We start from the raw sequence: 26,108 nt of genomic DNA, 5'->3' as shown, positions 1-26,108 counted from the left end.
ACAAAAACGTGTACAAGGGGTTTCCGGGCGGCGACGCCTTCCGTTGAGAGACCCTCGTCGCGGTGGGACGCGATTGTCGATGTGGGGGTTACATCGACTGAAAGTCTCTGATGAGCGGATGCCTGCCGCCCGGAAACATGAGGACCGACGGGTCCGCGTCGGAGATTTCAGACTTCGGCCAGGCCGCTATGCGGCGTGCCCAAACGCTGATCCTTCCAGCTCCTCCCATCAGACCAATCCTGCTATTCACCTCTGCAGCTGGTCCTGCGGCATTCTGTTGACGTTACTGCGCGGCCTCGCCGGCCGTGGCGTGACCGAAGATCGAAGGCAGGCCACGCGCCACGCCGGTGTCGACGGTAACGGTGGCGCTCATGCCGGTGCGCAACGCCATCTTGGCGTCCGCATCGGTCAGTTCGAGACGAACCGGGATGCGCTGTGTGACCTTGACCCAGTTGCCGGTGGCATTCTGGGCCGGCAGCAGCGAGAACTCGGCTCCCGTGCCGGCGCCGATCGCCTTGACCGTCGCCTCGAAGGTGCGCCCCGGATAGGTGTCGACCACGATCTCGGCCTTCTGGCCGGGCTTCATATGGGTGAGCTGCGTTTCCTTGAAATTGGCATCGATCCAGGTGTCGCCGGTCTCGACCAGCGAAAACAGCGGCGTGCCGGAACCGACATATTGGCCAACCTTGAACGACGAGGCCTGGCTGACGATGCCGTCAGCCGGCGCCTTGACCGTGGTCTGCGCCAGGTCGTAGGCGGCCTTGTCGCGCGCGGCGAGCGCGGCCATCACGGTCGGATGCTTGTCGGTTTCGATGTCGGGATTGCCGCCAAGGGCTGCCTTGGCGCTGATGATGCCTTGCTCGGCAACGGCGAGCTGCTGCTTGGCCTTGTCGAGATCGTTCTTGGCTTCGTCCAGCGACGATTTGGCGTTGATGCCCTTCTGGGCAAGATCGGCGGCGCGGTCGAACTGCGACTGGGCGAAGGCGACCTGGCTGGCATCGGACTTCTGCTGAGCCATCGACTGGCCATAGGCGGCGCGCAACTGCTCGACATTGAGACGCGCGCCCGCCACCGCCGCGTCGGCCTGCGCCAACGCGATCCGGTAGGGCTCGGGGTCGATGGCAAACAGCTCGTCACCCTGCTTGACCAGCTGGTTATCGAAGATGTCGACCTTGACGATGCGGCCGGCCGTGTCGGAAGCGATCGACACCTTGGCCTGCTGCAGATTGGCGTTCTCGGTCTCCTGATAACGGCCGCCGGTAACCCAGACATAGCCGCCGCCAACAGCCAATGCCGCAGGCAGCGCGACCATGAGCAGGAAGCGGCCCAGCCGGCGCTTTTTCTTCACCGGCGCCGGAGCCGGCTGCACCGGGGGAGCAACGGTTGCCGGGGCCGCGGCCGGCTGCGCCGGCGCTTCCATTTCCAGTTCGGTCACTTTCTCGTCTATCTTGGCTACCGCGTTCATGCTGCTGCGCCCTCTGTGTTCTTCACTTTTTCAATGGACGGCGTCTCGTCGTCGGTCAGGTTGCGGACCATCGCCTCAAGTCCCTCGACGAGGACGCGACGGGCTTCCGGTTTCACGCCGACCAGCGATTCCTCATAGACTTCTCCGGCAATGCTCTTGATCACGGCGTAGGCATCGCTTGCCTTGGGCGTCAGGAAGATCATGCGGACGCGGCGATCGGCAGCGTCGGAACGACGCTCGATCCAGCCTCCCTCCTCCATGCGGTCGACCAGGCGCGAAACGCTGATCGGCTCGATTTCGAGAAGTTCGGCCAGCCGCGCCTGCGCGACACCGTCTTCCTTGGCAACGCGGACCAGAAGCCGCCATTGCGCCGAAGAAAGCCCCAAGCCACTGGCCCTCGCCTCGAAGCGCTTGCGCATCAGGCGCTGCACGTCGTGGATCAAGAAGCCCAATCTGTCGATGCCATCGGAAACCATGAGCGAGATATATAATAAGCGTGCTCACTATTCAAGATGCCGCAGTGCACACAAAGCCGACAAATGTGCATGACAGCTTTGCCGGGCAAATCATGGTTATCGATTTGCGAACGCATGATGGCCGCGCCGCCTCTCCGCTGGTCGCGTCTGGCATATTGATGTACAGCCGCTGAACAGGATCGGGGGATCAACGCAATGCCGACGCTTTACGCTCTCAAGCCGGCCTTCCAGGGTCGACTGCGGCCGCTGGTCAATCGGCTGGCGGCTATCGGGGTCACCGCAAACAGCATAACCATCCTGGCGGCCGCGATGTCGATAGCCGCCGGCGCGGCCATTGCGATCCGGCATGAATGGCGCTGGCTGCTGTTGCTTATCCCCGTGGTGATGTTCGTGCGCATGGCGCTGAATGCCGTGGACGGCATGCTGGCGCGCGAGCATGGCCAAGCCTCGACGCTCGGCATGTATCTGAACGAGTTGTGCGATGTCGTTTCGGACCTCGCGCTGATTCTGCCTTTTGCCGTCTTTCCGGAATTTGGCGCATGGGGCGTCGTCGCCTTCGCAATATCGGCGGCGCTGACCGAGTTTGCCGGCGTGCTCGGCATCGCCGCCAAGATCGGCCGCAACTATGCCGGGCCGTTCGGCAAGAGCGACAGGGCGCTGGCGCTTGGCGTCGTCGCCGTGCTGTGCGCCGCAGGGCTGTGGCCGGTATCGATCGCGCCATTTGTGTTTCCGGCCATGGCAACGCTTTCGCTGCTGACCGCCATAAACCGGATACGCGCCGGGCTTATTGGCAGCGCCAGCTGAGCATCGAGGCTCGCAATGCCGCCAGTGGGGCCGCCAGAGGGAAAGACCATGATGCACGAACCCATCGCGGCCGCGGTCACGGAAAGCCTTGCGCGGCAAGCGCAGGAGCGGGTCTTCCGCAGCCATGACGGGACGGAGATCTTCTACCGCTTCTGGCCGGCGGCTTCGGCCGATGCCAAAGGCGCGGTGGTGCTCTTCCATCGCGGCCACGAGCATGGCGGCCGCATGGCCCATCTCGTCGATGAATTGCGGATGCCGGACCACGCCTTCTATGCCTGGGATGCCCGCGGCAATGGCCGTTCGTCCGGCGAGCGCGGCTATGCCCCGTCCTTCTCGGCGCTGGTGCGCGACATCGACTGCTTCATGCGCGAGATCGCTGAAAGGGATGGCTTCGCCACGCGCGATATCGCGCTGATCGCGCAGTCCTTCGGCGCCGTTCTGGCCGCCGCCTGGGTGCATGACTATGCGCCGAAGCTGCGCGCCATGGTGCTGGCCTCACCGGCCTTCTCGGTAAAACTCTACGTGCCCTTCGCCAAGGAGGGCATAGCGCTCTGGCAGAAGATCAATGGCCGCTTCTTCGTCAATTCCTACGTCAAGGCGAAATTCCTGACCCATGATCCCGTGCGAATCGCCTCTTTCGAGAGCGATCCACTGATCACGCGGCCGATCAGTTCCAACATCCTGATCGAACTCTATCAGCATGCCGCCCGCATCGTTGCGGACGCCCGCGCCATCACCGCGCCGACGCAGCTTCTCCTTTCGGGCAGCGACTGGGTCGTGCGCCACGGCCCGCAGCACGAGTTCTTCGTCAATCTCGGCAGCCGCATCAAGGAACGTCATGTGCTGCCGGGCTTCTTCCACGACACGCTGGGCGAACGCGACCGGGCGCAGGCCCTCGACCTGATCCGGCCGTTTCTGGCCAGGCAATTCGCGGCACCGGATGCGCCGGTCGACCTGAAGCAGGCGGACATTGCCGGCTACACACGCGACGAGGCCGACCGGCTTGCTTCACCGCTCGCGTTGATGTCGCCAAAGGGCCTCTATTGGGCATTCAGCCGCGCCTCCATCCGCATGGGCGCCTGGGTCTCCCAAGGCATGAAGACCGGCATTGCCACCGGCTTCGATTCCGGCTCGACGCTGGATTATGTCTACGAAAACGACGCGCGCGGACTTACGCCCCTTGGCCGCGTCGTCGACCGTGTCTTCCTGGAAGCCATCGGCTGGCGCGGCATCCGCCAGCGCAAGCTGCATCTCGAAGAACTGATCGGCTCTTGCCTGGCAACGCTCAAGGCCACTGGCCGGCCAGTGCATATTCTCGACATCGCCGCCGGCCACGGCCGCTATGTTCTCGATGCCATCGTGAAGAGCCCCGACCAGCCGGCGAGCGTGCGTCTGCAGGATTATTCCGACCTCAACGTGCAGCTTGGCCGCAAGCTGATCACGGAGCGGCAATTGCCGGCTGACGTCACGTTCCAGCGCGCCGACGCTTTCGATGCCGACATGCTCGCCAACGCCGATCCGGCGCCGGACCTCGCCATCGTTTCCGGCCTCTACGAGCTATTCTCGGACAATGCGATGATCGCCCGCTCGCTCGGTGGATTGGCCAGCGCCATGCAGCCGGGCAGCCTGTTGCTCTACACCAACCAGCCTTGGCACCCGCAGCTCGAGATGATCGCCCGCAGCCTGACCTCGCATCGCGGCGGCGAGGCCTGGGTGATGCGCCGGCGCACGCAAGGCGAAATGGACCAGCTCGTCGAAGCCGCCGGTTTCGAAAAGCTCGACCAGCGCATCGACCAATGGGGCATCTTCACCGTCTCGCTCGCGCGGCGCCGCTGAGCAGCATGGTGTCATCGCCTGCATCCGTGGCGCGTGCCGAACCCTATAGCCGGGTGGTCGTCAGGGCAGCCCTGTGGCTGGCCTTCCTGGCGCCGTTCTTCTATCTCAGCTACGGCTTCGCCAACTGGCTGGCGTCGCGGCGCGACGATGTCGGCAGTATCGTGTTCTCGTGGGAGCACGGCATCCCGTTCGTCGCCTGGACCATCGTGCCCTATTGGTCGATCAACCTGTTCTACGGCCTGTCGCTGCTGCTCAACAACGACAGGCAAGGGGTCGACCGTCTGGCCGGACGCTATCTCACCGCGCAAATCGTCGCCGTTATCTGCTTCATCCTGTTCCCGCTGACCGCTACATTCGTGCGACCGGCGACGACCGGCCTGCCGGGCTTCCTGTTTGCCGTGCTCGGCGGTTTCGACAAGCCGTTCAACCAGGCGCCCTCGCTGCATATCGCCCTTTTGGCGATCATCTGGGATCATTGGCGCCACCGGCTCGGCGGGTTGCTCCTGCCGCTCTGGCATGGCTGGAGCTTTCTGATCGGCGCCTCGGTGCTGACGACCTGGCAGCATCACTTCATCGACATCCCGACCGGCGCGCTGCTCGGGTTCTTTGCGCTGTGGCTGTTTCCGCGTAGCGGCGCATTGCCGTTTGCAGGCTTCCGGCTGACCAACGATGCGAAAGCGCGGCGGCTGGCGCGGTTCTACGCGCTGGGCGCCGTCCTCGCGCTGGCCGGTGCCGCGCTCGGTGCCTTCCTTTGCGCTGTCGCGCTCTTCCTGCTTTGGCCGGCGCTGGCGCTGGCCATCGTCGCCTTCGCCTATGCTGGGGCAGGCGAAAAGGTGTTCCAGAAATCCGCCGATGGCAGCATCACGCTTGCAAGCCGTGTCCTGCTCCTGCCTTTCCGTCTCGGCGCCAGGGCAAACATATGGGCCTGGACGCGCAATCTTGCCCCCCAGGTGGCGATTGCCGAAGGTGTCTTTCTCGGGCGCTTTCCCACGGCAAGCGAGGCCAACAGCTTCGGCACGGTCATCGACCTCGCCGCCGAACTCGAAAAGCCGGCGGCAACCGATTGCCGCTGGATCAGCTTTCCGATGATCGACCTGTTGCCGCCGCCACTGGCGATACGGCAACAGGCAGCCGGCGCGCTGGAGAATGCACGCCGCGACGGCACCGTCCTGGTGTGCTGCGCGCTCGGCTTCCAGCGCAGCGCCGGCGTCGTCGCCGAATGGCTGGTGGCGACCGGCAGGGCCGGGACGCCAGCGCTCGCCCGCGAGATGCTCGCGGCCGCCGGCCGGCCGATTCATCTTGCAGAGGCTACGGGGCGGGCGGCGTCATGACAGGCAATACCTATCAGGACCGCACCGACCGCTTCGCCGGCATGCTGATGCGACAGGCCGCGTGGCCGGCCGCAATCGTGCTGGCCGCAAATGTCCTTGCGCCTCTAGCCGCGTCGGCGCGCGGTGCCTTCGAGACCTTGCCCGCGGCCATCGCTTTGTCGATCGCCGCCGCGAGCGCGGTTGCGGTGCTGGCGCTGTCGGCATTGCTGGCATTCGACGCGCTGCTGTTCCGACTGATGGCGAGCCATGACGACGAAGCTTCCGGCGGTGCCGCGGTGGATGACATGTTGGCGCGCATGCGCCTGAAACCGGCTCCGTTCGCGACACGCTTGCTCGATGACCGCATGGCCGGCACAAGCCGCTTGCTGTTCAAGCAGCGCGCTGCCCTGGCTCTGTTTGCCGCAGCGCTTCTGGCGGCAGGGTTTTGGGCGCCGCGATGAACAAGCTTTCGCTCAAGACCTTCACCTTGCTGCAGACGGTAACCTCCGTCGGCCTGTCGGCTCTGGCCCGGATGGTGACCGGGGTGCGGCCGATCTGGAACGGCAGCCTGCCCTCCGAGCGGCAGCGCATCTATTTCGCCAATCACACCAGCCATGGCGACTTCATCCTTTTGTCGGCCTGTCTCAGCGAAAGGGAGCGCGCGATCACCCATGCTGTTGCCGCAGGCGAATATTGGGGGAAGTCGCGGCTGCGCCGCTTCATCGCGCAGGACATGTTGTCGTCCGTGCTCATCAACCGGCAATGGACGAGACCTGAGGAAAACCCCATCGAGATCATGCTGTCGGTTCTCGACCAAGGGCACTCGCTTATCCTGTTTCCCGAGGGCACACGCAACATGACAGACGAGCCGCTGCTGGCGTTCCGCTCCGGGCTCTACAATCTGTCGACGGCGCGGCCTGAGGTCGAGCTGATCCCGTGCTGGATCGAGAACATGTCGCGCGTGCTGCCCAAGGGCCAGTTCCTGCCGGTGCCGCTGCTGTGCCGCGTCGTTTTCGGCGCGCCTGTCGCGGTTGGCCCGGGCGAAGAACGCCGCGCCTTTCTCGAGCGCGCCCACGCCGCGCTTCTGGCGCTCAACCCGCGTCCCGAGCGAGACGATTGATGCGCCACGAGATCTCCATCCTGATCATCGGCCTGCTGGCGGTTTTGACCACCGCCAGCATCGTCGCCACCATCCTTTCGGCGCGAGCGCCGAAGCCGCTGAGCTCGACGCTTGTCAATCTCACGCAGCGCATCAACGCCTGGTGGGTGATGGTGGCGCTGATGACGGTCGCCTTCTTCTTCGGCCGTTACGGGATGACCATCCTGTTTGCGCTGATTTCCTTCGCCGCGCTGCGCGAATTCGTGACGCTGACGCATACGCGCCGCAGCGACCATTGGGTGCTGCTCGGCATGTTCGGCATCATCATCCCGTTTCAGTACTGGCTGGTGTGGACCGCCTGGTACGGGCTCTTCGTCATCTTCATTCCGGTCTACTGCTTCCTCTTGATGCCGGCCATCACGGCGCTGCATGGCGACACCGAACGCTTCCTCGAGCGGATCGCCGCGCAGCAATGGGCGGTGATGATCTCGGTCTATTGCGTCAGCCACGTCCCCGCCCTGCTGACACTCGACGTGCCAGGCTTCGAGGGCCGCACCCTGCTGCTGATCGCCTTCCTGATCATCGTCGTGCAAGGCAGCGACGTGCTGCAGTACATCTTCGGCAAGCTGTTTGGTAAACACCGGTTTTCGCCGAACGTCTCGCCGTCGAAAACCTGGGAAGGGCTGATCGGCGGATTGGTGTCGGCGAGCCTGCTCGGCGCGCTGTTGTCGTTCGTGACGCCCTTTTCGGCGCTGCAGGCGGCAGCCGTGGCCTTCGTCGCCTGCTCGATGGGATTCCTAGGCGGGCTGGTCGCCTCGGCCATCAAGCGCGACCAGGGCGTCAAGGACTGGGGCCATCTCATCGAAGGCCATGGCGGCATGATGGACCGAACTGACAGCCTGGTCTTCGCCGCCCCGGTGTTCTTCCACATCGTGCGCTATTTCTGGACCGTGTGATCCGGCGACCGGTTGCCAAACGCGCTCAAAGCCGGTTGCGGATCAGCATGGTGACGACGAAGAACGCACCGACCGAGCTGGTGATGATGCCGATCGGCAGTTCCTGCGGCGGCAGCAGCGTTCGGGCCAGAAGATCGCTGGCCAGCAAAAGCACCGCGCCGAAGACGGCGCAGCTGGCAACCAGGCGCAGATGCAAGGGGCCTGCCAGCGGCCGCGACAGATGCGGGATCATCAGCCCGACGAAGCCGATGACCCCGGCGACAGAGACCAGGATCGCCGTCGAGAAGGCGGCGACGAGAAACGTCATTCGGCGCATGCGCGCCACTGGCACGCCAAGGCTTTCGGCGGCGTTTTCGCCGGCCAGGAAGGCATCGAGCCGGCGGTGGTTCCACAGCGCGTAAGCCAGAATGGTGCCCGCACCCAGCGCGCCCAACCAGATATTGTCCCAGCGCGCCAGGCCAAGGCCGCCCATCGTCCAGAACAACACGGAGTGGGCGGCGCGCTGGTCGCCGGCAAAGACCAGGTAGTTGGTCAAGGCGGTGAACATGAAGGACACGGCAAGGCCGGCGAGGATCAGCCGCTCCGGCCCTTGGCCCCTCACCCGCGCGACCAGCAGCAGGACGACGCCGGCGGCCAATATGCCGCCGGTGAAGGCCGCGACCGGCAACGTCCAGATGCCAAAGCTGTCGCCGAAGACGGTGATGACGGAAACAGCACCGGCGGCGGCGCCCGACGACAGGCCGAACAGGAACGGATCGGCGAGATCGTTGCGGGTCACTGTCTGCAGCAGCGCGCCGACGACGCCGAGGCCCGCGCCGACGCAGATGGCCAGGATCGTGCGCGGCAGCCGCAGATCGACGACGATCTTGCCGACCGGCCCGGACACGTCGTGCCCGCCTAAGCCGATTGCGCGGCCAAGCGCTGCTACAACGTCGGCCAGCGGGATCAGCGTCGAGCCATAGGCGATCGACAGCAGAGCGAGAGCGGCGATCGCCGCCGCTCCCGCCAGCATGGCCAACGCAAATGCCGGATGGCGCAAGCTCAAAATGCTTCCGGGTGCATGGCCTTGGCGATCTTGTCGATCGCTTCGATGTTGGCGGGTCCGGGCGTCAGCTCGGCGTAGCGGAGGGCGACGAAGCGCTCGTTCTTGACCGCGTCTGTCTCCTTCATGGCCGGATGCGCTTTCAGGAAATCGAGCAGCTTCCTGTAGCCGCCACCGTCCTGGTAATCGAGCAGGATGAGGAATTGCGGATTGCGCGACGCCACCGTTTCCCAATCCGTGTTGCCCCAGCTGGTGTCCATGTCAGCCATGATGTTGTCGCCGCCGGCGGCAGTGATCATGGCGCTGGGGATGGCGAACTTGCCTGCGGTGAACGGCTTGTCCTCGCCGGAATCGTAGAGGAACACCCGCGTGCCCTTGGCGCTGCCGACCTTGGCGGTGATGTCGGCGAGCTGCGCCTTCCAGCCAGAGACAAGCTTTTCAGCCTCTGTCTCCTTGCCGAAGATCTTGCCCAGCTTTTCGACGTCGCCATAGAGCAGGTTCATCGAGGCGGCGGGGCGGCTCTTGTCGAGATGGACGCAGCTTTCCGCCAGAACCAGCGTCTTGATTCCGTGCGGGGCAAGCGTGTCGGGCGTCACCTCGCCACCCGGCTTCATGCCGTAGTACCAGCCGGCGAAGAAGAAATCCGGCTCCACGGCCACGAGGTTTTCGAGCGTCGGATATTTCGGCGCCAGCTCCGGGATCGAACCCTGCTCTGCCTTGAATTCGGAACCGACCTTGTACCATCCGGTGATGCCCGTCAGGCCGACGATTGACGGCTGCAATTTCAGCGCGAAAGCCATCTCGGCCATGTTCAGATCGTGGATGACAGCGCGCTTCGGCGGCGCGTCGAAGGTCAGCGGCTTGCCGCAGCTGTCGACGGTTACCGGGAAGGCGAAGGCGGTCGAGGTCAGCAGCGAGACGGCAAGCGAAAAAGCGAGGCGTTTCACGGGTATGCTCCTTGTGGGTGGGATCGGGTCGACTATGGAACGGCTTCAATCACGACGGCGGCGCGGCACGGTTCGGAACCTCGAACACCGTCAACTCTCGATCCTCGGTCGGATGGCGCAGGCGCAGCACATCGATGCCGAAAATCTCGCGGATCAGCTGTTGGGCCAGCGCTTCGCGCGGTGCGGCGAGCGCTTGCAGGCGGGCATGGTTCATTACCGCCACCCTGGTGGCGAAGGGTGCTACCAGCGCCAGATCGTGCAGCACCGCGATCACCGTCATCTCAAAGCCTGCCACGAGGTCGAGCAGTTCGCCGCGGGCGCGCGGGTCCAGATGGTTGGTCGGTTCGTCGAGGAACAGGATTTTGGGCTGCTGGGCGATGGCGCGCCAGTTGGGCGCGCTGGCGCTCGCCGCCCGACAGCGAGCCGATGGTGCGGCCAAGCAGCGGCAGCAGGCCGGTCCGGCGCAGCGCGTCGACGACGATATCGCGTTCCTCGCGCCTGCGCCGCAGCCCGGCATGCGGGACCCGGCCAAGCTCGACATAATCGATCACCGCCAGCCGCGGATCGGGCTGGTCGGTCTGGCCGACCACGGCGATATGCAGTGCCCGCTCGGCGACAGAAATCCCATCGAGCCGTCGCCCGCCAAGCTTCACCTCGCCGGAACTTGGCCGCATCATGCCCGACAGCATGCGCAGCAACGTCGTCTTGCCGGCGCCGTTGGGACCGATGATGGCAAGGCGATCGCCAGCGGCCACCGAGAAGCTGACCGCCTGGACCAGATTCCGCCCATTCGCCATGGCACAGAGGTCATGGGCTTCGAGAAGCGCTGCGCTCATCGGCTGCAGCCCGCCGGATTGCGGGGACGGCAAAGCGTGCGCATGGTGATGCGATGATCGATGGAGCCGTCCAACTTTCCGTCACTTTCCAAAACTGGCGACGGAAGGAAGCTGGCGAACCGGCCAACAAGACCGGGACTCGCGTTTCCTCCCGGCACACCCCGTCCGGTCAACTCAGTGATGGCAGGTCTCCTGGCTCGCGGGTCGTTGCGCCATCCTGCCTTCCCAGCCTTGCCGGCCAGTGGCATTCACGGATTTTGCTCGCCGCTTACAGTTGCGGGGGCAGCCACGGCCTCGACCTGAACAGGCCTCACCGTGTTCCCTTTTCACCCCTCGCCTTTCGGCTCGGGGACCATCACCACTTCAGCGTAGATTTCCACCAAACTCTTCGCAATGGATTTCTCGGACGAAGTGGTGGGCCAGCTAAGGGAAACAGGCATTGCACGCTCACTTTATGTAATAACATAACATTCTTAGGAGATGACGCGGCCCGCTGTCAAGCGAAAGCCCATGGGATCGGCGCAGATTGCACGGGATGCGCAATTTCGATCAAACTGGCCGCGCCAGGAAACGCCAAGATGATCCGGCCAATGCGAAAAGGAGCCCCATGAACCCGACCGAGAAAGCGCTGTGGTTCGTCGAGAGCCATCTGCCGCAGGCGATCTCGCTTGACGATGTCGCGCAAAGCAGCGGCGTGTCGCGTTTTCATGTGACGCGCGCCTTCGGCGCCGCAACCGGCCGCTCGGTGATGGGTTACATGCGCTCACGCCGGCTGACCGAGGCGGCGCGCAAGCTGGCCGGCGGAGCGCCCGACATCCTCGTCGTCGCGCTCGACGCCGGCTACAACTCGCATGAGGCGTTCACCCGTGCCTTCCGCGATCAGTTCGGCACCACGCCGGAACTGGTGCGCGCGCAAGGCTCGACCAACAACCTCGACCTCGTGGAGCCGATCCTGATGGGCCAGTCCTTCCTCACCAATCTCGAACCACCGCGCTTCGAGACCAGCCGGCCGTTCCTGATCGCCGGCCTCGGCGAACGCTACAGCTGTGAAACCAGCGCCGGGATTCCGATGCAGTGGCAGCGTTTTGCACCCTATATCGGCAACATCCCCGGCGAGATCTCAGGCGTTTTCTACGGCGTCTGCCTTAACGGCGACGACGCGGGCAATTTCGACTATGTCGTCGGCGTCGAAGTGTCCGGCTTTGCGGATCTGCCGAAGGACTTCTATCGGGTGCGGGTGCCGGCGCAGAAATATGCGGTGTTCTCGCACCGCGAGCACATCTCATCCATCCGCCGGACGATCAACACGATCTGGAACAGCTGGCTGCCCGCCTCCGGTCACGAAATCGCGGATGCACCGGAATTCGAGCGCTATGGACCGGAGTTCGATGCCCACAGCGGCAATGGCGGGCTGGAGATCTGGGTACCGGTGAAGGCGTAGCTCGATCACGCCATCGGCAGCGCCGGCCAGCGATCGATGACCTTTCCGCCGGAAAACACGGCGATCGACCCGAATTGCTGCAGCACGGCCTCGCTCTGCGTCGGCCTTAGAAACGCGTAGTCGCCTGGCCTTGCGGTCGCATCGGCGGGCAAGCCCATGAATTGCTGGTTGGAGGACAGGCCGAGCAGGCCGTTCGTCTTCATGCCTTGGGGGAAGACCGGCTCGGCCATCCACTTGCCGCCATAGAGATAGCAGCCCTTGCGCGGGAAGCGGCCGAGCGCCTGCAGCAGGCGAGTAACGGCCGGCGGACCAGGCAGCATCGGCTCGACCACTTTCAGGATCGGCGTAGCGATGAAAGCCGCCGGCTGGAAGCCGTCGAGGCCTGGCGTATCGAAGTCGCTGGGCAGCACGAAGGCCGAGCCCATCGACACTTCATTGGCCGCGCCGCCACGATGAAGCAGCGCGGTCTTGCTGCCGCCGATGTTCAGGATGCGGCGGTGGTCGGCGCCGAGACAGGCGACGAACGCCGCAGCCTGCGCCGACGCCTCCGCCAATGCCTTTGCCGGTCCGCCGAAAAGGCCGGGAATGAGAGGCGCATGCGCCTCGTAGGCCATGACGCCTTCGCAATGCAGCCGGGCCGGCAACGCGCTCAACGCCTTCGACAAGGCCGCGGGATCAGCAAAGCCGCCGCGATGCAGCCCGACATCGATCTCGAAAGCGATGCGCAGGCCGATGCCGAGTTCGTCAGCGAGAGCACCGTATTCCGCCAGTCTCTCCTCGCTGTCGATCAGCCAGCAGACACGCGACCAGTCGGCATCACCCTTCACCAGCGCAGCCCTTGCCGCACCGATCGGCATCGGCTTGCCGTAGAGCAGATCGGCATCCGGAAACGCCTTCAGCACCGCCTCGCTGATCGGCGGGTGGAAGGTCATGAAGCGCTCATGGCGAAGCGCCTTGCCTATATGCGCAAGCAGCGGCAGGCAGGCGAGCGATTTGTCGACCAGCCGCACGGCCAGGCCGGGATCCAGCCTCCCTTTTACCAGGGCAATGTTTCCGTCCAGCCGATCGCGGTCGAGCAGCAGGCAGGGTCGGAAGATGCCGGCGGTCTTCAGCGCATCCGAGAGGGTGGAAAAATAGGTGCTCATCATTCGATGCCGAACAGGCCGGCCATGTAGGGCGACACGAAGCGGTTTTCCGGATCGATGTCGCGGCGCGCCGCCATGGCATCGTCCCAGCGCGGGTAGAGCTTTTTCAGCTCCGCCGCTTTCAGGCTGTGCATCTTGCCCCAATGCGGCCGGCCGCCATATCTGCGGAAGATCGGCTCTGCCGCCCGCATGAACGGCAAAGGATCGTTCGCGGCGTCATGGTGGATAGCGATGGAGCAGGTCAGCCTGTTGTAGAATGGCGAAAGCCAGAACTGGTCCGGCGCGACCGAGCGCACCTCCATCGGGAAATAGACCTCGGGAAAGCGCTTCTCGGTCAGCTCGATGATCTCGGCCAGCGCCTTCGGCCCTTCCTCGAACGGCAAATGATATTCCATCTCGTTGAACTTGGTCTGCCGGTCGCTGGCATAGACGTTGAGCCAGTCCTGCACGTAGTCCTCGGCGGGAAATTTGGCGGCCGCCGATCGGATCAGGCGGCCACGCAGCGATGGCAGCCAGGCAAGTGAAGTGCGCAGCCTGCGCAGTGTCCTCAAACCCGCCTCGTCCTCTTCCGGCGGCCGCGTGGTGGGTGCGGCATCGCTGAAATCGCTGGCGATGAACTGCGCATAGCCGGAAAACGGAATGTAGTAGAATTCGGCCGAGCGATGCGCGGCCATCATCGCCTCGAAATCACGCAGCATCTCGGTGATCGGCAGCACATATTTGCGGCGGCGCAACCGGTAGGTCGCGATGTTGTTCAGCGTCACTTCGGTGAGCACGCCGAAAGCGCCGAGCGCAACACCGATGGCGTGGATCATGTCCCGATCCCCTGCCCGCTTGAAGTCGCGGACCTTGCCAAGGCCGTCGACGATCTGCACCGTCTCCAGCTGCGTGTGATAGGCGCCGAGCGTCGGCCCAGAGCCGTGCGTGGCTGTACCCAGCGCGCCGCCGATCGCCTGGCGGTCGATATCGCCCATGTTGGGCAGGCCCTGGCCAATGCCTTGCAGGATGTGCATGAGCGGGCCGAGCCGGGTCCCTGCCCGCACCCGCGCCTGATGTTTTTGCGCGTCGTGCGAGACCAGCCCTTCCAGTCTCTCCAGGGACAGGATCGTGCCCTGCGATTTCACCAGCGGTGTGAAGGAATGACCGGCGCCGGCAACGCGCACCGGGCCGGGCGCGGTCCGGACGAGATCACCGAGTTCACCGGCATCGCCGGGGCTGGCGATCAGCTTGGGCTCGGCACTTACGAAGCCCGACCAGTTGCTCCAAGTGTTCGACATGGCGCTCCCCGCTCAGGCAACCGCACGACGGCGACGTGACACAAGAACGAAGAGACCGAGCAGCGCCACGCTTGCCACCGCGCTGGCGGCGGCGAATTCCGGCACCGGCCGGAAATCCTTGCCGTCGATGAGCAGCGACGCCGCAATCGGCCCGATCGCCAGGCCGAACAGCTGGGCTGCCGGCACCAGCAGCACAGCGGTGCGCGTCTCGTCGGCGGTGATCGCCAGACGGATCTGGTAGGGCACGATGAACAGCAGGATAAAGCCCATGGCCAGGGCAGCGACCCAGAACGTCGTCAGGCCGGGGCTGCTGGCAAGAACCAGGGAACTGACAAGCGCCACGACGCCGATCGCCGCGATGGCAAGGCGATAATCGATGCGCGCCTCGAACGCGGTCGCCGTCATCGCCCCCAACACCTGCACCGCGAGGCTGGCCGAGACGATCAGGCCGACGGTGCGGCCATCGATGCCGTATTGCGCGCCTAGCGGCTCCAGAAAAGCCCAGACCGCGCCGAAGAACATGAAGTAGCAGAAGACCGACAGCAGCGCGGTCATCGAGGGAACCGTCAGCACATTGGCCAGATTCTCTTCCTTGGGCAGGTCGGCATAGTCACCTGGGACAGTGAAAGCGACCGCCAGCGACACGACGCAGACGACGGCAAGAACGATGAAGCCACCCTCCGACCCTGCGGCCGGAATGACATAGAGCGCCAGCAACAGGGCGAGCGCGCATTGCGCCAGCGTCTGCATGGTGACGAAATAGCCGCCGATGCGCTCGGCGCGCCGCGAACGGGCGATCAATTCGGTGGCGACCGCGACCAGACCGCCTTCAGCGAGCCCTGCCAGGGCGCGGGCCGCAATCAGCATGTTGGCGCTCGCGGCATGGGCCGTCCAGACATTGGCCAGCGCCAGCAGCAACAGAAGGACGGCACTTTTCCAGCGCATATTGTGCGCCGAGAGCAACATCGCCACGACAGCCGAGCCGATGGCAATGGCGATCATCTCGGCGGTGGCGACCAGCGCCAGTTCATCACCGCTGACATGGCCCTCGGTATAGAGGGCGCCGAGCAGCACCGGCTGCAGGCCAAGAATGAGCAGGCCGACCGAACCGATCCACAGAGCCGAGGCAAGCTGCCAGCCGGTCGGATTGCCAACCAGCCAGTCGCCACTGCCTGCGTGGCCGGTATCTGTCGAAGCCAAAGGCGCCTCCCCAACGTCCTTGCCGCGCGGCAAAAAAGCTGACAACCTGTCAGCATTTCAGAAACTGATACTTGATCATATTTCTTGTCAACCGGAATTTGAAAACCGTGCGAAAGATCGGTGCATGACGGAATTGAAGAGAATGGCGACCGAGCCGAGGCGCCGGCCCAAGCAGGAACGCAGCCGCGAGCGCATCGATGCGATCCTGTCGACGACCATGCGGCTGATCGGCGAGAAGGGCATCGACGCCGTCACCATGAAGGAAGTCGGCATGCTGGCGGGCGGGCCGATCGCCACCGTCTACCACTATTTTCCCAACAAATCGGCGATCCTGGCGATGCTCTATGAGCGGTTTTCAGAGGTCAGCCGGGCACAGCTGACGACGATCATCGCCGAAATCCACGAGGCGAAAGATGTCATCGTGGCCGCTGACCGGCTGCTCGATGATTATCTCAGCCGTGTCGCCGGCGATCCGGCCATCCAGGATCTGCAGAACGCCATCCAGGCCGACAAGGCGCTCAAGAACCTCGACCTCGCCGAAACGCGGCACCAAGCCAAAATGTTCTGCGACCACGTCATCGCCTTGCTCGAGCCCGAGAGGCGCGAGCAGTTCGAACGCATGGTTCTGCTGATCTTCCAGCTCGCCGGCGGCGTGGTGCGCCTGGCGCTTGCCGAGGGCGAAGCGGAAAGCCGCCGGACCATCGAGGATTACCGGTCTATCATTCACACGCAGCTGCGGCTGTTCCTCTAGAGCCGCGCCTATTTCGCCCGATGGACGAGGCCTTCGAAGCCGTGTGTCAGATCCGAAGCGCCGGCCGCGAACATCTTGACGAGATTTTGCGGACGGCCGGGAGTCTTGTTCGCATCGAGGAGGATGGCCCTGCCCTCATGCATGACGAAATCGAATTTTCCATAGTCGAAGCCGAGTTCACGCCGACGCTCACGCAGTTCGTCGGGCACCGGGACGGGCTCGCGCCGGATCGTCTCCGATGCCTTGACCAGGCCGTTCGGGGAGACGTAGCGGGTGCAGCGCTCTCGCTCTCCGCAAAACACCCAGAAACGAACAGCAAAACCGTCGGGTTCTCTCTCCGGAATGAACTTTTCCACGACGAGATCGTCGCAATCAAAGACGCCGTCTGGAACGTCGCCGAGAGATCTGTGGATCTCATAGGGGTGCAAGATTGGCAAATGCGGAAACGGCGGCTGTTTGCCCGCGCGCTCGGATCGCCGGTTGAGGAGCGTCTCCGGGATTCCCCGATTGTTGAGATTGCTTTTGACGATCACCTGACCTTGCCAGCTGTCGGTTTTGTCGATCAATGCACCGCTGATCCGCCGTTTGGATATGTCGGCGGCGCCGATGTTGAGGCAGAATGCAAAACTCCGGGCATAGTCGACATAGTCCGTGGGCGTCACCGTGGCATCGACATGCAATACCGCCATATCGGCGCTGACCGGCTTCGACAGGCCTTGCTGAACCCGAACCGAATGGCCGCGCCTTTTCAATTCCGCAAGAATGTCGAACAGCATGTATGGGCTGCTCCTGCGCAGCAGAATATCGCGCCTGCCTAGGAACCTGTCATGCTCATGCGTTATCACGGCGATACGCGCCACTATCCACCTCCTGGACTGTCTGTAGATGCCTTGAAATGTCTTGGCTTGTCCAACGACCTCTATTAAGCCCCGGTGATATCCAAAATCCAGGCGTGCAGGGGGCCAATGGAATTGCATGACAAATCATTGGGACGATTACCACCGCCATTGGAAACTTCTGGAAGCGCCGCTCCGGCCGACAGCGGAAACCGTCGCTATATTCGATCGCGAACTTGATCTCGGAAATGCCGATGTCCTTCTCTTGGGGGTTACCCCGGAATTGGCAGTTCTGGGCAAGTCGATGTTGGCGGTCGACCAGTCGGCGGCCATGATTTCCGGCGTATGGGCTGGCGACGACGGCTCGCGACGGGCAATCGCCGGCAACTGGCTTAACCTGCCCGTGGACCGCGCAAGCATCGACGCCGTCATCGGCGACGGATGCCTGTCGGCGGTCGCTTCCCAGGCGGCGCGCAGTTCGTTGTTTGGCGAGGTCGCCAGGGTGCTGAAGCCTGGCAGGCGCGCAGCGATCCGTGTCTTCGCACGACCGGAAACGGCGGACGATCTGTGCGGCATCGAAGCTCTGGTTCTGGCCGGCGGGATCGAGAATTTCCACGCGCTCAAATGGCGGATTGCGATGGCGTGTACGACCGACGACCGCGATTTTACCATCAAGGTGGCAACGATCCGCGATGCATTCGGCAGACTGTTTCCGGACCGCGAAGCTCTTGCCGCGCGAACAGGATGGAGCATGAGCTCGATCAACACGATCGACGTCTATGCAGGCTCGGACATAAGCTACAGCTTCGCGACGCTGGCCACGCTGACCAACGAGGCAGCCAACTGGTTCGGCGACGTGCGCGTCGTGCCGAGCGGAAGCTATCCGCTGGCGGAACGGTGCCCGCTTCTGGTGCTCGGTTCGGCCAGGCACCGGTAAGTTCATCATCATGCGCCAAGAGGCGCTCCGAGCGCCTTGACTCCGGCGCGCCGCCAGCCTATTTCAGCGCCACGTTAGCACTCGCCTTTGGTGAGTGCTAACCACATGTCCGGCGCCGCCGGATGGAGGAACTGTTTCTCACCGTTCTCATCGAGGAAGAAAAAATGGCAAAGTCGAAGTTCCGCCCGCTTCATGACCGCGTGGTCGTTCGCCGGGTCGAATCCGAATCCAAGACCGCTGGCGGGATCATCATCCCCGACACGGCAAAGGAAAAGCCGCAGGAAGGCGAGATCATCGCTGTCGGCTCCGGCGCTCGTGACGAAGCTGGCAAGCTGGTCCCGCTGGACGTCAAGGCCGGCGACCGCATCCTGTTCGGCAAGTGGTCGGGCACCGAAGTCAAGCTCAATGGCGAAGACCTTCTGATCATGAAGGAATCCGACATCATGGGCATCATCGGCTGATATCAGGCCTTTCCGTCAACTGAATTCCCGGGCTCGATCAAAGCCCCTGCCAGGAGCTAAAAATGGCTGCCAAAGACGTAAAATTCTCCCGTGATGCCCGCGAGCGCATGCTGCGCGGCGTCAACATCCTCGCCGACGCGGTGAAGGTCACGCTCGGCCCCAAGGGCCGCAACGTCGTCATCGACAAGTCGTTCGGCGCCCCGCGCATCACTAAGGACGGCGTCACCGTCGCCAAGGAAATCGAGCTTGAGGACAAGTTCGAGAACATGGGCGCTCAGATGGTCCGCGAAGTTGCTTCGAAGACCAACGACATCGCCGGCGACGGCACCACGACCGCGACCGTTCTGGCGCAGTCGATCGTCCAGGAAGGCCACAAGGCCGTTGCCGCCGGCATGAACCCGATGGACCTGAAGCGCGGCATCGATCTGGCCGTGACCGAAGTCGTCTCGGCGCTCGGCAAGGCTGCCAAGAAGATCAAAACCTCCGAGGAAGTTGCCCAGGTCGGCACGATCTCGGCCAATGGCGACGAGTCGGTCGGCAAGATGATCGCGGAAGCGATGCAGAAGGTCGGCAACGAAGGCGTCATCACGGTTGAGGAAGCCAAGACCGCCGAGACCGAACTCGAAGTCGTCGAAGGCATGCAGTTCGACCGCGGCTATCTCTCGCCCTACTTCGTCACCAACGCCGACAAGATGGTTGCCGAGCTCGAGGACGTCTACATCCTCCTGCACGAGAAGAAGCTGTCCAACCTCCAGGCCATGCTGCCGGTTCTCGAAGCCGTCGTGCAGACCTCGAAGCCGCTGCTCATCATCTCGGAAGACGTCGAAGGCGAGGCTCTGGCCACGCTGGTCGTCAATAAGCTGCGTGGCGGCCTGAAGATCGCCGCCGTCAAGGCGCCGGGCTTCGGCGATCGCCGCAAGGCCATGCTGGAAGACATCGCCATCCTCACCGGTGGCCAGGTCATCTCGGAAGACCTCGGCATCAAGCTCGAGAACGTCGGCCTCAACATGCTCGGCCGCGCCAAGAAGGTGTCGATCTCCAAGGAGAACACCACCATCGTCGACGGCGCCGGCAAGAAGGCGGAGATCCAGGGCCGCGTTGCCCAGATCAAGCAGCAGATCGAAGAGACCACTTCGGACTACGACAAGGAGAAGCTGCAGGAACGTCTGGCGAAGCTCGCGGGCGGCGTTGCGGTGATCCGCGTCGGCGGTGCGACGGAAGTCGAAGTCAAGGAAAAGAAGGACCGCGTCGATGACGCCCTCAACGCGACCCGCGCGGCCGTCGAAGAAGGCATCGTTGCTGGTGGCGGCGTCGCGCTGCTGCGCGCTTCGGCCAACATCAAGGCCACCGGCGTCAATGCCGACCAGGCCGCTGGCATCAACATCGTTCGTCGTGCGCTGCAGGCTCCGGCCCGCCAGATCGCGGCCAACGCCGGTGCGGAAGCATCGATCGTTGCCGGCAAGATCCTTGAGAACAAGGGCGCGACCTTCGGCTACAACGCCCAGACCGGCGACTATGGCGACATGATCGCCATGGGTATCGTCGATCCGGTCAAGGTTGTCCGCACCGCTCTCCAGGACGCGGCCTCGGTCGCCGGCCTGCTCGTCACCACCGAAGCCATGATCGCGGAGGCTCCGAAGAAGGAGTCGGCTGGCGGCGGCATGCCTGGCGGCATGGGCGGCGGCGGCATGGGCGGCATGGGCGGCATGGATTTCTAATCCAGCCAACCTGGCTAAGCTTACGGAAAGGGCGGCAGCGATGCCGCCCTTTTTCGTTCTTTTAGGACGCGTCAGAACGGGTGTTGGCTGTCGTCTACAGGTCGCGTTACAATTCCACATCCGCGTAAGGGATATACCGACAGGAACCGTTCGCGCTTTGTTGAAGCAGGCGGGCCTCCTGAACCAAAAGTGAGAAGCTTGCGTTACATTGCTTTCACAAAGACCCGGATAGCATCTACGGTGTGAGCTTCCCCGACATGCCTGGCTGCATCTCGGCCGGAGTTACGATCGACGAAGCTGTGCGCAACGCCGTCGAGGCGCTGTCGGGCCATGTCCGCATGCTGGAAATGGACGGCGATCCCGTTCCGCCGCCGCGCGACTTCGATGCCATCATGAGCGATCCAGAACTGGCGGAGGATCGCGACGGCGCCATGACGACTGTCATTCCGTTGATCCGTGATCGCGGATCAACGACGCGGATCAACGTATCTTTCGATCTGGGCCTGCTCGAAGCTATCGATGCGACGGCGCGTGAACGTGGACAGACACGCTCGGCCTTCCTTGCTTCAGCTGCTCGCAAAGACATTGTGGATTAGCTGCGCAAAAAGCCCACTGCCTTCGGCTGCATGGCTGGAATACGCTGGGTCTTTGCCGCGTTGACCACATCAGGCGCGGTCGCAACGTTAGGTCCCCGGTGAGGATATCCCGACCGCGGAAATCGCCGCGTCGCGATTGCGGCCTACTCCATCAAGCACCGCGGCTTCGATCAACGCCGCCACCTCATCGGCCACGGCCTGTACCGGGGCGCGGTCGCTTGTGGCGCGGGCGATCACCATCAGCCCTTCCAGTGACGATTCGACCAGTAGTGCCAATGCATGCGCGCGGCGCGCGGGCACCCCTGCCCTGACGAAGGCGTCCCGCAGCAGACCTATCCACTGTTCGAAGGCCGAGCGGCACAACTCCGCCAGTTCCGGCACGTCGGTGGGCGAGTCCAGCACGACAGGCGCGATCGGACAGCCGAGTGAAAACTGGTTGTCTTCCAGCATGCGCCCCACCGACTGGTAGATATGATGGACGGCTACCGCCGGATCCTTTTCGGCGGCCAGCGCTTCGCCCAGCCTCTCCGTCACGTCGGCAACGCTGGCGCGCGTCACCTCGATGACCAATTGGTCCTTGCCGCCGGGAAAATGAAAATACAGCGAGCCCCGCGGTGCGCCGCTGGCGCTCAATATGTCGTTGAGCGAGGTGCCGTGATAGCCGCGCTGCCTGAGCAGCAGCCCAGTCGTCTCGAGTATGCGGGTGCGGGTGTCGTTGGCCATGTCAACCTCTGTCAGTAGGAATCATTATAGGCCTTGCGCAGAATATGACAATCGGTCTACATAATATGTAGATCAGTCTATATATTCCTTGAGGAGAACGAAATGCGCAACTACCGCCTCGAAGGATCCGGGACCGAATCCCTGGTGATGCGCGAGGCGGCGCAGCCAGAGCCGAAACCGCATGAGATCGTGGTGCGCGTTCGCGCCACATCGCTCAACCGACGCGACACGATGATCCTCAACGGCACCTATCCGCTGCCGCCACGCCAAGGCGTCGTTCCGCTGAGCGACGGGGCTGGTGAGGTTGTCGCCGTCGGCGCTGCCGTCACCCGCTTTGCCGTCGGCGACCGTGTCACCGGCAGCTATTTCGCGCGCTGGATCGATGGCCGCATCCATGCCGGGCTCGTCGACCAGCTCGGCTGCACGCTGGACGGCATGCTGGCGGAATATGCGGTTCTCGACGAACAATGGGCGGTGCGGCTGCCCGATCATCTCGACTGGCAAGAGGCCGCAACGCTGACCTGCGCCGGCCTGACCGCCTGGAATGCGGTGACGGGCGCCGGAATTCCGAAGCCCGGCCAATGGGTTCTGGTCATCGGCTCGGGCGGCGTCTCGCTCTTTGCATTGCAGTTCGCCAAGCTGCTCGGCTGCCATGTCGCCGTCGTCACCTCGCGCGGCGAGAAAGCCGACAGGCTGCGGGCGCTGGGCGCCGACCTGGTGATTTCGACACCGGATATGCCGCAATGGGGTGCGGCCGTCCGCGACCAGACCGGCGGCATCGATCTCGTCGTCGAGACCGGTGGCCCGGCGACCTTCGCGCAGTCGCTGATCGCCAGCACGCTTTACGGGCACATCGTGCTCTTGACGCTGCAGGATGCGAAAGGCGGATCGATCCAGCTGCCGGCGGCACTCTACCAGCGCAGCCTCGCCACCATCAGCCGCCTGTTCGTCGGCAGCCGGACCAATCTCGAAGCCATGCTGCGCGCCGTCTCGCAGCACCGCCTGCGGCCCGTCATCGACAAGGTCTTCGCCTTCACCGAGGCCGGCGATGCCTACCGCTTTTTCCAGCAGGGCGACGTCTTCGGGAAGGTGATCATCGACGGCGCCTGACCCATCGAGTCCTCAAACCCAAGGGAGAACGACCATGACAATTCGTGAAGCCTCGGCCAAGTGGCAAGGGACGCTGAAGGAAGGTTCGGGCCGGTTGCGGCTCGGCAGCGGCGTCTTCGAAGGCGCCTATTCCTTCCCGTCGCGTTTCGAGAACGGTCTGGGCACCAACCCGGAAGAACTGATCGCCGCGGCGCATGCAGGCTGCTTCTCGATGGCGCTGAGCGCCATGCTGGGCAACGCCAATCATGTCCCGACAAGCATCAGCACCGTCGCCAAGGTGCATCTTGGCGCAACCGCTGCCGGTCCGACGATCACCCGCATCGAACTCGAAACCGAGGCAGAGGTCGCGGGACTTGCCGAAGATGAATTCGAGCGCCTTGCACAGTCCGCCAAGGCGGGCTGCCTCGTCTCGCGGGCCCTTGGCGGCGTGTCTCAGATCACCCTCAAGGCAACGCTCGTCGAAGCCACCAAAGGTCAATGAAGCCAGGAGAAAGAAGATGACACAGGAGCTTGTCATGGACGCAAACGCGTACGGTCTGTCCCAGCAGACGGCCGAGATCATGCGGCGCTACAACGACGTATTCCAGCGCCATGATCCTTCGGCACTCGCCGAGCTGGTGGCCGACGATTGCGTGATCGAGAACACCGTGCCGGCGCCGGACGGCGCCCGCCATGCCGGCAAGGAAGCGTGCGTCGGGCTTTGGACGGCGATCGCGACCCAGGCCGGCACGCGCTTCGATATCGAGGAAACCTTCGTTGCCGGTGACCGGGCAACGATCCGCTGGCGCTATTTCATGACCGACGGCAATTCGCTGCGCGGCGTCAACCTCATGCGTGTGGCCGATGGGCGGATCGTCGAAGCGATGGGCTATGTGAAGGGGTAGCGCGCGCCGAGCAATGCCCCGAAAGCGCATAACCGCTTTTCGCCCGGAATAGCGCAACAAAGGAGAGCGGATCAGCGAGACTGAACCGCTCCCCGCTACCGATCGGCCAGCGCCAGCTTTGCGCCGAGCATGACGAAGGCGCCGGCGAAGGTCCGGCGCATCCAGGTCAACACCATTGGCCGCGAGACGACATGGCTGCGGATCGAGGCTGCGAAGATGCCGTAGCCGACGAAAACCACGAAGGTCAAAAGCATGAAGACGGAACTCAGTTCCAGCATTTTCGACAGCGCATTGGGCTCGGTGGTGCTGACGAACTGCGGCAGGAAGGCGAAGAAGAAGATCGACAGTTTCGGATTGAGCACGTTGACGAGGATACCGGTGGCAATCACCTTGCCGGCCGAGCGCGGCGTCACATCCTGCTCGACGCTGAGGCCGCCCTTTTCCTTCAGCGTGTTCCAGGCCATGTAGAGCAAGTAGGCGACGCCGAGATATTTCAGCGTCTCGAAGGCGAGCGCACTGGTGTGCAGCAGCGCCGCCAGGCCAGTGATGGCGGCGGCCATGTGCGGGATGATGCCGAGCGTGCAGCCGAAGGCGGCGATGACGCTGGCCCGCGCACCGCGCGAGAGGCCGGCGCTCAGCGTGTAGAGAACGCCGGTGCCGGGCGAAGCCACGACAATCAGGGACGTCAACAGAAATTCGATGCTCACGATGGTTCCTCCGGCACCCTACCCGGCCAGGAAGGTACCGGGCTGCGGGTCGGCGCACAAGCGGAGGCGACGGGAGATTGGCTACACCGGTAATCCGAGCGCCTGGCGTGCCATCAGACACTCCTCGTCGCCGGGCATGCAGGCGCGACAGACGTCCGGCCGCACGTCGTAGATGCCGCAAGCGGTCGACTTGCCGATCTCGCCGGAGAGCGCCGAGCAGCGCACGCCCTCGCAACGCATGCCTGACAGGTCGGATGCGACATATTTTTCCGGGATACGGTCGAGCTGTGCGTCATCCTCGGTGGAAAAGCGCGGCCACTCGGCCGAATAGGAACAGCAGGCACCGCAGCTTTGGCAATCGAAGGTGCCCTGTTGCGACGACAAAACGCTTGCGGCGGCCACCAGGGCGGACAGCCCTGGCGCGGCGGGATTGTGATCGGCGTCTTGCGGCAACGCGCTATTTCTTCTTGGCCGTCTTGCCCTTCGGCGAATCCGCCGGCGACTTGAACAGGTCGGTCGCGGCCTCGGTGGCGTCGCCGGCTTTCGGCGCGGCAACCGGCTTGGCCGGTTTTGCCGCAGCACCCGAGGCTGCCGGCTGATCCTTGGAGGAGAATTTTATGGCCATGTCAGTCCTCGTCGGCGAAGCGCGATGATGGGGCGCGCGGATTGCGCAGGCGGCCGATCAGCGCCGAAACGGCCGTGATGTTCATTTCCTCGGGCGACCAGTTTTTCACCGCCTCGATGTGATGGGCTGCCAGCTCGCGATGCGTGCTGCCGCTGTAGGCGGCGTCCTGATACGTCACCCGCTCATGGGTCCTGGCGTCTTCGCGGACATACTCGATCAGGTAGTTCGGGCATTCGGCGCGGCCGCGCACGCCGACGCGAACCTGGGCATCACCGTGGGCACGCTTGCAGCGTTCGAGCTTTTCCAGCACACGCCGGACGAATTCGACCGGTTTGTCGAGGCCTTCGACCATATCGGCAATGGTTGCGTCGGCGGCGATCGGTGTTGGCGGTACGCGTTTGGTGGCCATCAGCGTCGTCCGGCCCGCTTCGGCAAAGCGGCTAGCGCGGCGGCGGCGGCCATCTCGTCGGCCTCCTTCTCCAGGCGCAATTCGCGCAGACGCGCGGTCTTGGCTTCGCGTGCCTCGCTGACGGCGTCGCGCTCGGAATTGATGCGGTTGAGCGACATCGACTGGGTTTGCGTCTTGCTGAACAGGGACACGGCCTGATCGACGGTTGTCTTTGAACTGGTGGTCAAATCTTTCTCCTGTCAGGAGCCTGTGCCGATGGAGCGAGACCGGGTCTTCGGTCAGGATCACGCACAAAGCAATACGCGCGGCAAATTCAAATTGCTGGAGCGTCCCTTAGCACGTCCAGGCCGGCGCGCAGCGCACTTTCGGCGGCAAGGCGCGGAAAATGAAAAAGGCCAGGCACCGCCTGACCTTCCATGAGAGCGTCGCGCAACCAGATGACATCCAAAAGGATGCACCGCACGGGAACGCCCTGCTTATGCACATGATATGCCGTGGAAACTCAGGTCTCCGCGGC

28 protein-coding genes, 2 pseudogenes and 1 riboswitch are annotated in these 26,108 nt (G+C 63.8%); of the genes and pseudogenes, 15 read left to right on the top strand and 15 right to left on the bottom strand.

The window, feature by feature from the left end; all coding sequences use genetic code 11:
- Nucleotides 1-283: 283 nt before the first annotated feature.
- Together A4R29_RS10305 and A4R29_RS10300 are read right to left on the bottom strand one after the other, a co-directional pair.
- Nucleotides 284-1,465, bottom strand: a complete 1,182-nt coding sequence (locus A4R29_RS10305) for an HlyD family secretion protein (RefSeq protein ID WP_013532371.1) — start codon at nucleotides 1,463-1,465, stop codon at nucleotides 284-286.
- A complete protein-coding gene (locus A4R29_RS10300) occupies nucleotides 1,462-1,941 on the bottom strand; it encodes a MarR family winged helix-turn-helix transcriptional regulator (protein WP_013532372.1) in 480 nt (159 codons plus the stop codon). Before A4R29_RS10300 ends, A4R29_RS10305 begins: the two co-directional genes overlap by 4 nt.
- Before the next feature lie 195 nt (nucleotides 1,942-2,136).
- Between A4R29_RS10300 and A4R29_RS10295 the strand changes: the two genes are divergently transcribed.
- Genes A4R29_RS10295 through A4R29_RS10270 form a run of 6 tightly spaced genes read left to right on the top strand, consistent with a single transcriptional unit; the run spans nucleotide 2,137 to nucleotide 7,946 of the window.
- Nucleotides 2,137-2,745 carry a CDP-alcohol phosphatidyltransferase family protein gene (locus tag A4R29_RS10295; protein WP_063171841.1) on the top strand — a complete coding sequence of 203 codons (609 nt, stop codon included), beginning with the start codon at nucleotides 2,137-2,139 and terminating at the stop codon, nucleotides 2,743-2,745.
- A gap of 51 nt (nucleotides 2,746-2,796) precedes the next feature.
- Complete coding sequence (locus tag A4R29_RS10290) at nucleotides 2,797-4,581, top strand: bifunctional alpha/beta hydrolase/class I SAM-dependent methyltransferase (protein ID WP_063173639.1); 1,785 nt, start codon at nucleotides 2,797-2,799, stop codon at nucleotides 4,579-4,581.
- Nucleotides 4,582-4,586: 5 nt separating this feature from the next.
- Nucleotides 4,587-5,912, top strand: a complete 1,326-nt coding sequence (locus A4R29_RS10285; RefSeq protein ID WP_063173640.1) for a phosphatase PAP2/dual specificity phosphatase family protein — start codon at nucleotides 4,587-4,589, stop codon at nucleotides 5,910-5,912.
- On the top strand, nucleotides 5,909-6,352 hold the full coding sequence (locus A4R29_RS10280) for a hypothetical protein (RefSeq protein ID WP_013532376.1): 444 nt from the start codon (nucleotides 5,909-5,911) through the stop codon (nucleotides 6,350-6,352). The genes A4R29_RS10285 and A4R29_RS10280 overlap by 4 nt, the downstream gene beginning before the upstream one ends.
- Complete coding sequence (locus tag A4R29_RS10275; RefSeq protein WP_013532377.1) at nucleotides 6,349-7,011, top strand: lysophospholipid acyltransferase family protein; 663 nt, start codon at nucleotides 6,349-6,351, stop codon at nucleotides 7,009-7,011. Before A4R29_RS10280 ends, A4R29_RS10275 begins: the two co-directional genes overlap by 4 nt.
- A complete protein-coding gene (locus A4R29_RS10270) occupies nucleotides 7,011-7,946 on the top strand; it encodes a phosphatidate cytidylyltransferase (RefSeq protein ID WP_063171840.1) in 936 nt (311 codons plus the stop codon). The genes A4R29_RS10275 and A4R29_RS10270 overlap by 1 nt, the downstream gene beginning before the upstream one ends.
- 25 nt (nucleotides 7,947-7,971) lie before the next feature.
- On the opposite strand, the gene A4R29_RS10265 is transcribed toward A4R29_RS10270, so the two are convergent.
- The 3 genes and pseudogenes from A4R29_RS10265 to A4R29_RS10255 form a co-directional block, all read right to left on the bottom strand.
- Complete coding sequence (locus A4R29_RS10265; RefSeq protein ID WP_081714386.1) at nucleotides 7,972-8,958, bottom strand: FecCD family ABC transporter permease; 987 nt, start codon at nucleotides 8,956-8,958, stop codon at nucleotides 7,972-7,974.
- A 29-nt stretch (nucleotides 8,959-8,987) separates the two neighbouring features.
- Entirely contained in the window at nucleotides 8,988-9,935 is a 948-nt protein-coding gene (locus A4R29_RS10260) for an ABC transporter substrate-binding protein (protein WP_063171839.1), read from the bottom strand.
- 49 nt (nucleotides 9,936-9,984) lie between these two features.
- Nucleotides 9,985-10,771 (bottom strand): annotated as a pseudogene (locus tag A4R29_RS10255) (ABC transporter ATP-binding protein).
- Between the two features lie 165 nt (nucleotides 10,772-10,936).
- A riboswitch (cobalamin riboswitch) is annotated at nucleotides 10,937-11,143 on the bottom strand.
- Between the two features lie 235 nt (nucleotides 11,144-11,378).
- On the opposite strand from A4R29_RS10255, the gene A4R29_RS10250 reads away from it, so the two are divergent.
- Nucleotides 11,379-12,212 (top strand): AraC family transcriptional regulator, encoded by an 834-nt coding sequence (locus A4R29_RS10250; protein WP_063173638.1) that lies wholly within the window; start codon nucleotides 11,379-11,381, stop codon nucleotides 12,210-12,212.
- 5 nt (nucleotides 12,213-12,217) lie between these two features.
- On the opposite strand, the gene A4R29_RS10245 is transcribed toward A4R29_RS10250, so the two are convergent.
- From A4R29_RS10245 to A4R29_RS10235, 3 genes are read right to left on the bottom strand one after another with little or no spacing between them, the layout of a single operon-like run.
- The gene (locus A4R29_RS10245) at nucleotides 12,218-13,357 is read right to left on the bottom strand and encodes an alanine racemase (RefSeq protein ID WP_063171838.1); all 1,140 of its coding nucleotides are present in this window, start codon (nucleotides 13,355-13,357) and stop codon (nucleotides 12,218-12,220) included.
- Complete coding sequence (locus A4R29_RS10240; protein WP_024504859.1) at nucleotides 13,357-14,634, bottom strand: D-arabinono-1,4-lactone oxidase; 1,278 nt, start codon at nucleotides 14,632-14,634, stop codon at nucleotides 13,357-13,359. Before A4R29_RS10240 ends, A4R29_RS10245 begins: the two co-directional genes overlap by 1 nt.
- Nucleotides 14,635-14,646: 12 nt before the next feature.
- A complete protein-coding gene (locus A4R29_RS10235; RefSeq protein ID WP_063173637.1) occupies nucleotides 14,647-15,834 on the bottom strand; it encodes an MFS transporter in 1,188 nt (395 codons plus the stop codon).
- A 124-nt stretch (nucleotides 15,835-15,958) separates the two neighbouring features.
- Here A4R29_RS10235 and A4R29_RS10230 point away from each other — a divergent pair, with 124 nt between their 5' ends.
- Complete coding sequence (locus tag A4R29_RS10230) at nucleotides 15,959-16,585, top strand: TetR/AcrR family transcriptional regulator (protein WP_063171837.1); 627 nt, start codon at nucleotides 15,959-15,961, stop codon at nucleotides 16,583-16,585.
- An 8-nt stretch (nucleotides 16,586-16,593) separates the two neighbouring features.
- Here the strand turns inward: A4R29_RS10230 and A4R29_RS10225 are convergent, their stop codons facing one another.
- The gene (locus A4R29_RS10225) at nucleotides 16,594-17,562 is read right to left on the bottom strand and encodes an ATP-grasp domain-containing protein (protein ID WP_244506941.1); all 969 of its coding nucleotides are present in this window, start codon (nucleotides 17,560-17,562) and stop codon (nucleotides 16,594-16,596) included.
- Between A4R29_RS10225 and A4R29_RS10220 the strand changes: the two genes are divergently transcribed.
- The 4 genes and pseudogenes from A4R29_RS10220 to A4R29_RS10205 form a co-directional block, all read left to right on the top strand.
- The gene (locus A4R29_RS10220; protein WP_013532388.1) at nucleotides 17,561-18,358 is read left to right on the top strand and encodes a class I SAM-dependent methyltransferase; all 798 of its coding nucleotides are present in this window, start codon (nucleotides 17,561-17,563) and stop codon (nucleotides 18,356-18,358) included. The two genes, A4R29_RS10225 and A4R29_RS10220, sit on opposite strands and share 2 nt — an antisense overlap.
- 164 nt (nucleotides 18,359-18,522) lie before the next feature.
- Nucleotides 18,523-18,819 carry a co-chaperone GroES gene (gene groES / locus A4R29_RS10215; protein ID WP_006203049.1) on the top strand — a complete coding sequence of 99 codons (297 nt, stop codon included), beginning with the start codon at nucleotides 18,523-18,525 and terminating at the stop codon, nucleotides 18,817-18,819.
- Nucleotides 18,820-18,881: 62 nt separating this feature from the next.
- Nucleotides 18,882-20,537: a chaperonin GroEL gene (groL, locus tag A4R29_RS10210; RefSeq protein ID WP_013532389.1), complete on the top strand. Its 1,656-nt coding sequence runs from the start codon at nucleotides 18,882-18,884 to the stop codon at nucleotides 20,535-20,537.
- Nucleotides 20,538-20,761: 224 nt separating this feature from the next.
- Nucleotides 20,762-21,133: pseudogene (locus A4R29_RS10205) on the top strand (type II toxin-antitoxin system HicB family antitoxin); the annotation flags it as partial.
- Between the two features lie 87 nt (nucleotides 21,134-21,220).
- On the opposite strand, the gene A4R29_RS10200 reads toward A4R29_RS10205, so the two are convergent.
- Nucleotides 21,221-21,856: a TetR/AcrR family transcriptional regulator gene (locus A4R29_RS10200; RefSeq protein ID WP_063171835.1), complete on the bottom strand. Its 636-nt coding sequence runs from the start codon at nucleotides 21,854-21,856 to the stop codon at nucleotides 21,221-21,223.
- A 102-nt stretch (nucleotides 21,857-21,958) separates the two neighbouring features.
- Between A4R29_RS10200 and A4R29_RS10195 the strand changes: the two genes are divergently transcribed.
- The 3 genes from A4R29_RS10195 to A4R29_RS10185 are packed head-to-tail and all read left to right on the top strand — an operon-like array spanning nucleotide 21,959 to nucleotide 23,850.
- Nucleotides 21,959-22,966, top strand: a complete 1,008-nt coding sequence (locus tag A4R29_RS10195) for a zinc-dependent alcohol dehydrogenase family protein (RefSeq protein ID WP_063171834.1) — start codon at nucleotides 21,959-21,961, stop codon at nucleotides 22,964-22,966.
- A gap of 34 nt (nucleotides 22,967-23,000) precedes the next feature.
- Nucleotides 23,001-23,447, top strand: coding sequence for an OsmC family protein (locus A4R29_RS10190; RefSeq protein WP_063171833.1), 447 nt, complete (start codon nucleotides 23,001-23,003; stop codon nucleotides 23,445-23,447).
- Between the two features lie 16 nt (nucleotides 23,448-23,463).
- Entirely contained in the window at nucleotides 23,464-23,850 is a 387-nt protein-coding gene (locus A4R29_RS10185; RefSeq protein ID WP_063171832.1) for a nuclear transport factor 2 family protein, read from the top strand.
- Between the two features lie 95 nt (nucleotides 23,851-23,945).
- Here A4R29_RS10185 and A4R29_RS10180 read toward each other — a convergent pair whose 3' ends face one another.
- The 5 genes from A4R29_RS10180 to A4R29_RS10165 all read right to left on the bottom strand — a co-directional run bounded on the left by A4R29_RS10180 (nucleotide 23,946) and on the right by A4R29_RS10165 (nucleotide 25,818).
- Nucleotides 23,946-24,557 carry a LysE family translocator gene (locus A4R29_RS10180; protein WP_013532395.1) on the bottom strand — a complete coding sequence of 204 codons (612 nt, stop codon included), beginning with the start codon at nucleotides 24,555-24,557 and terminating at the stop codon, nucleotides 23,946-23,948.
- A gap of 81 nt (nucleotides 24,558-24,638) precedes the next feature.
- Nucleotides 24,639-24,959: a YkgJ family cysteine cluster protein gene (locus A4R29_RS10175; protein ID WP_032809400.1), complete on the bottom strand. Its 321-nt coding sequence runs from the start codon at nucleotides 24,957-24,959 to the stop codon at nucleotides 24,639-24,641.
- 55 nt (nucleotides 24,960-25,014) lie between these two features.
- Complete coding sequence (locus tag A4R29_RS32975) at nucleotides 25,015-25,182, bottom strand: hypothetical protein (RefSeq protein WP_013532397.1); 168 nt, start codon at nucleotides 25,180-25,182, stop codon at nucleotides 25,015-25,017.
- 1 nt (nucleotide 25,183) lies between these two features.
- A complete protein-coding gene (locus A4R29_RS10170; RefSeq protein ID WP_063171831.1) occupies nucleotides 25,184-25,591 on the bottom strand; it encodes a hypothetical protein in 408 nt (135 codons plus the stop codon).
- On the bottom strand, nucleotides 25,591-25,818 hold the full coding sequence (locus A4R29_RS10165) for a hypothetical protein (RefSeq protein ID WP_013532399.1): 228 nt from the start codon (nucleotides 25,816-25,818) through the stop codon (nucleotides 25,591-25,593). The genes A4R29_RS10170 and A4R29_RS10165 overlap by 1 nt, the downstream gene beginning before the upstream one ends.
- Nucleotides 25,819-26,108: the final 290 nt, after the last annotated feature.

Source organism: Mesorhizobium ciceri biovar biserrulae (assembly GCF_001618845.1).
Taxonomy (GTDB): Bacteria; Pseudomonadota; Alphaproteobacteria; order Rhizobiales; family Rhizobiaceae; genus Mesorhizobium; species Mesorhizobium ciceri.
The sequence above is the reverse complement of the archived record's forward strand: the minus strand, read 5'-3'. Positions and strand labels throughout refer to the sequence as shown.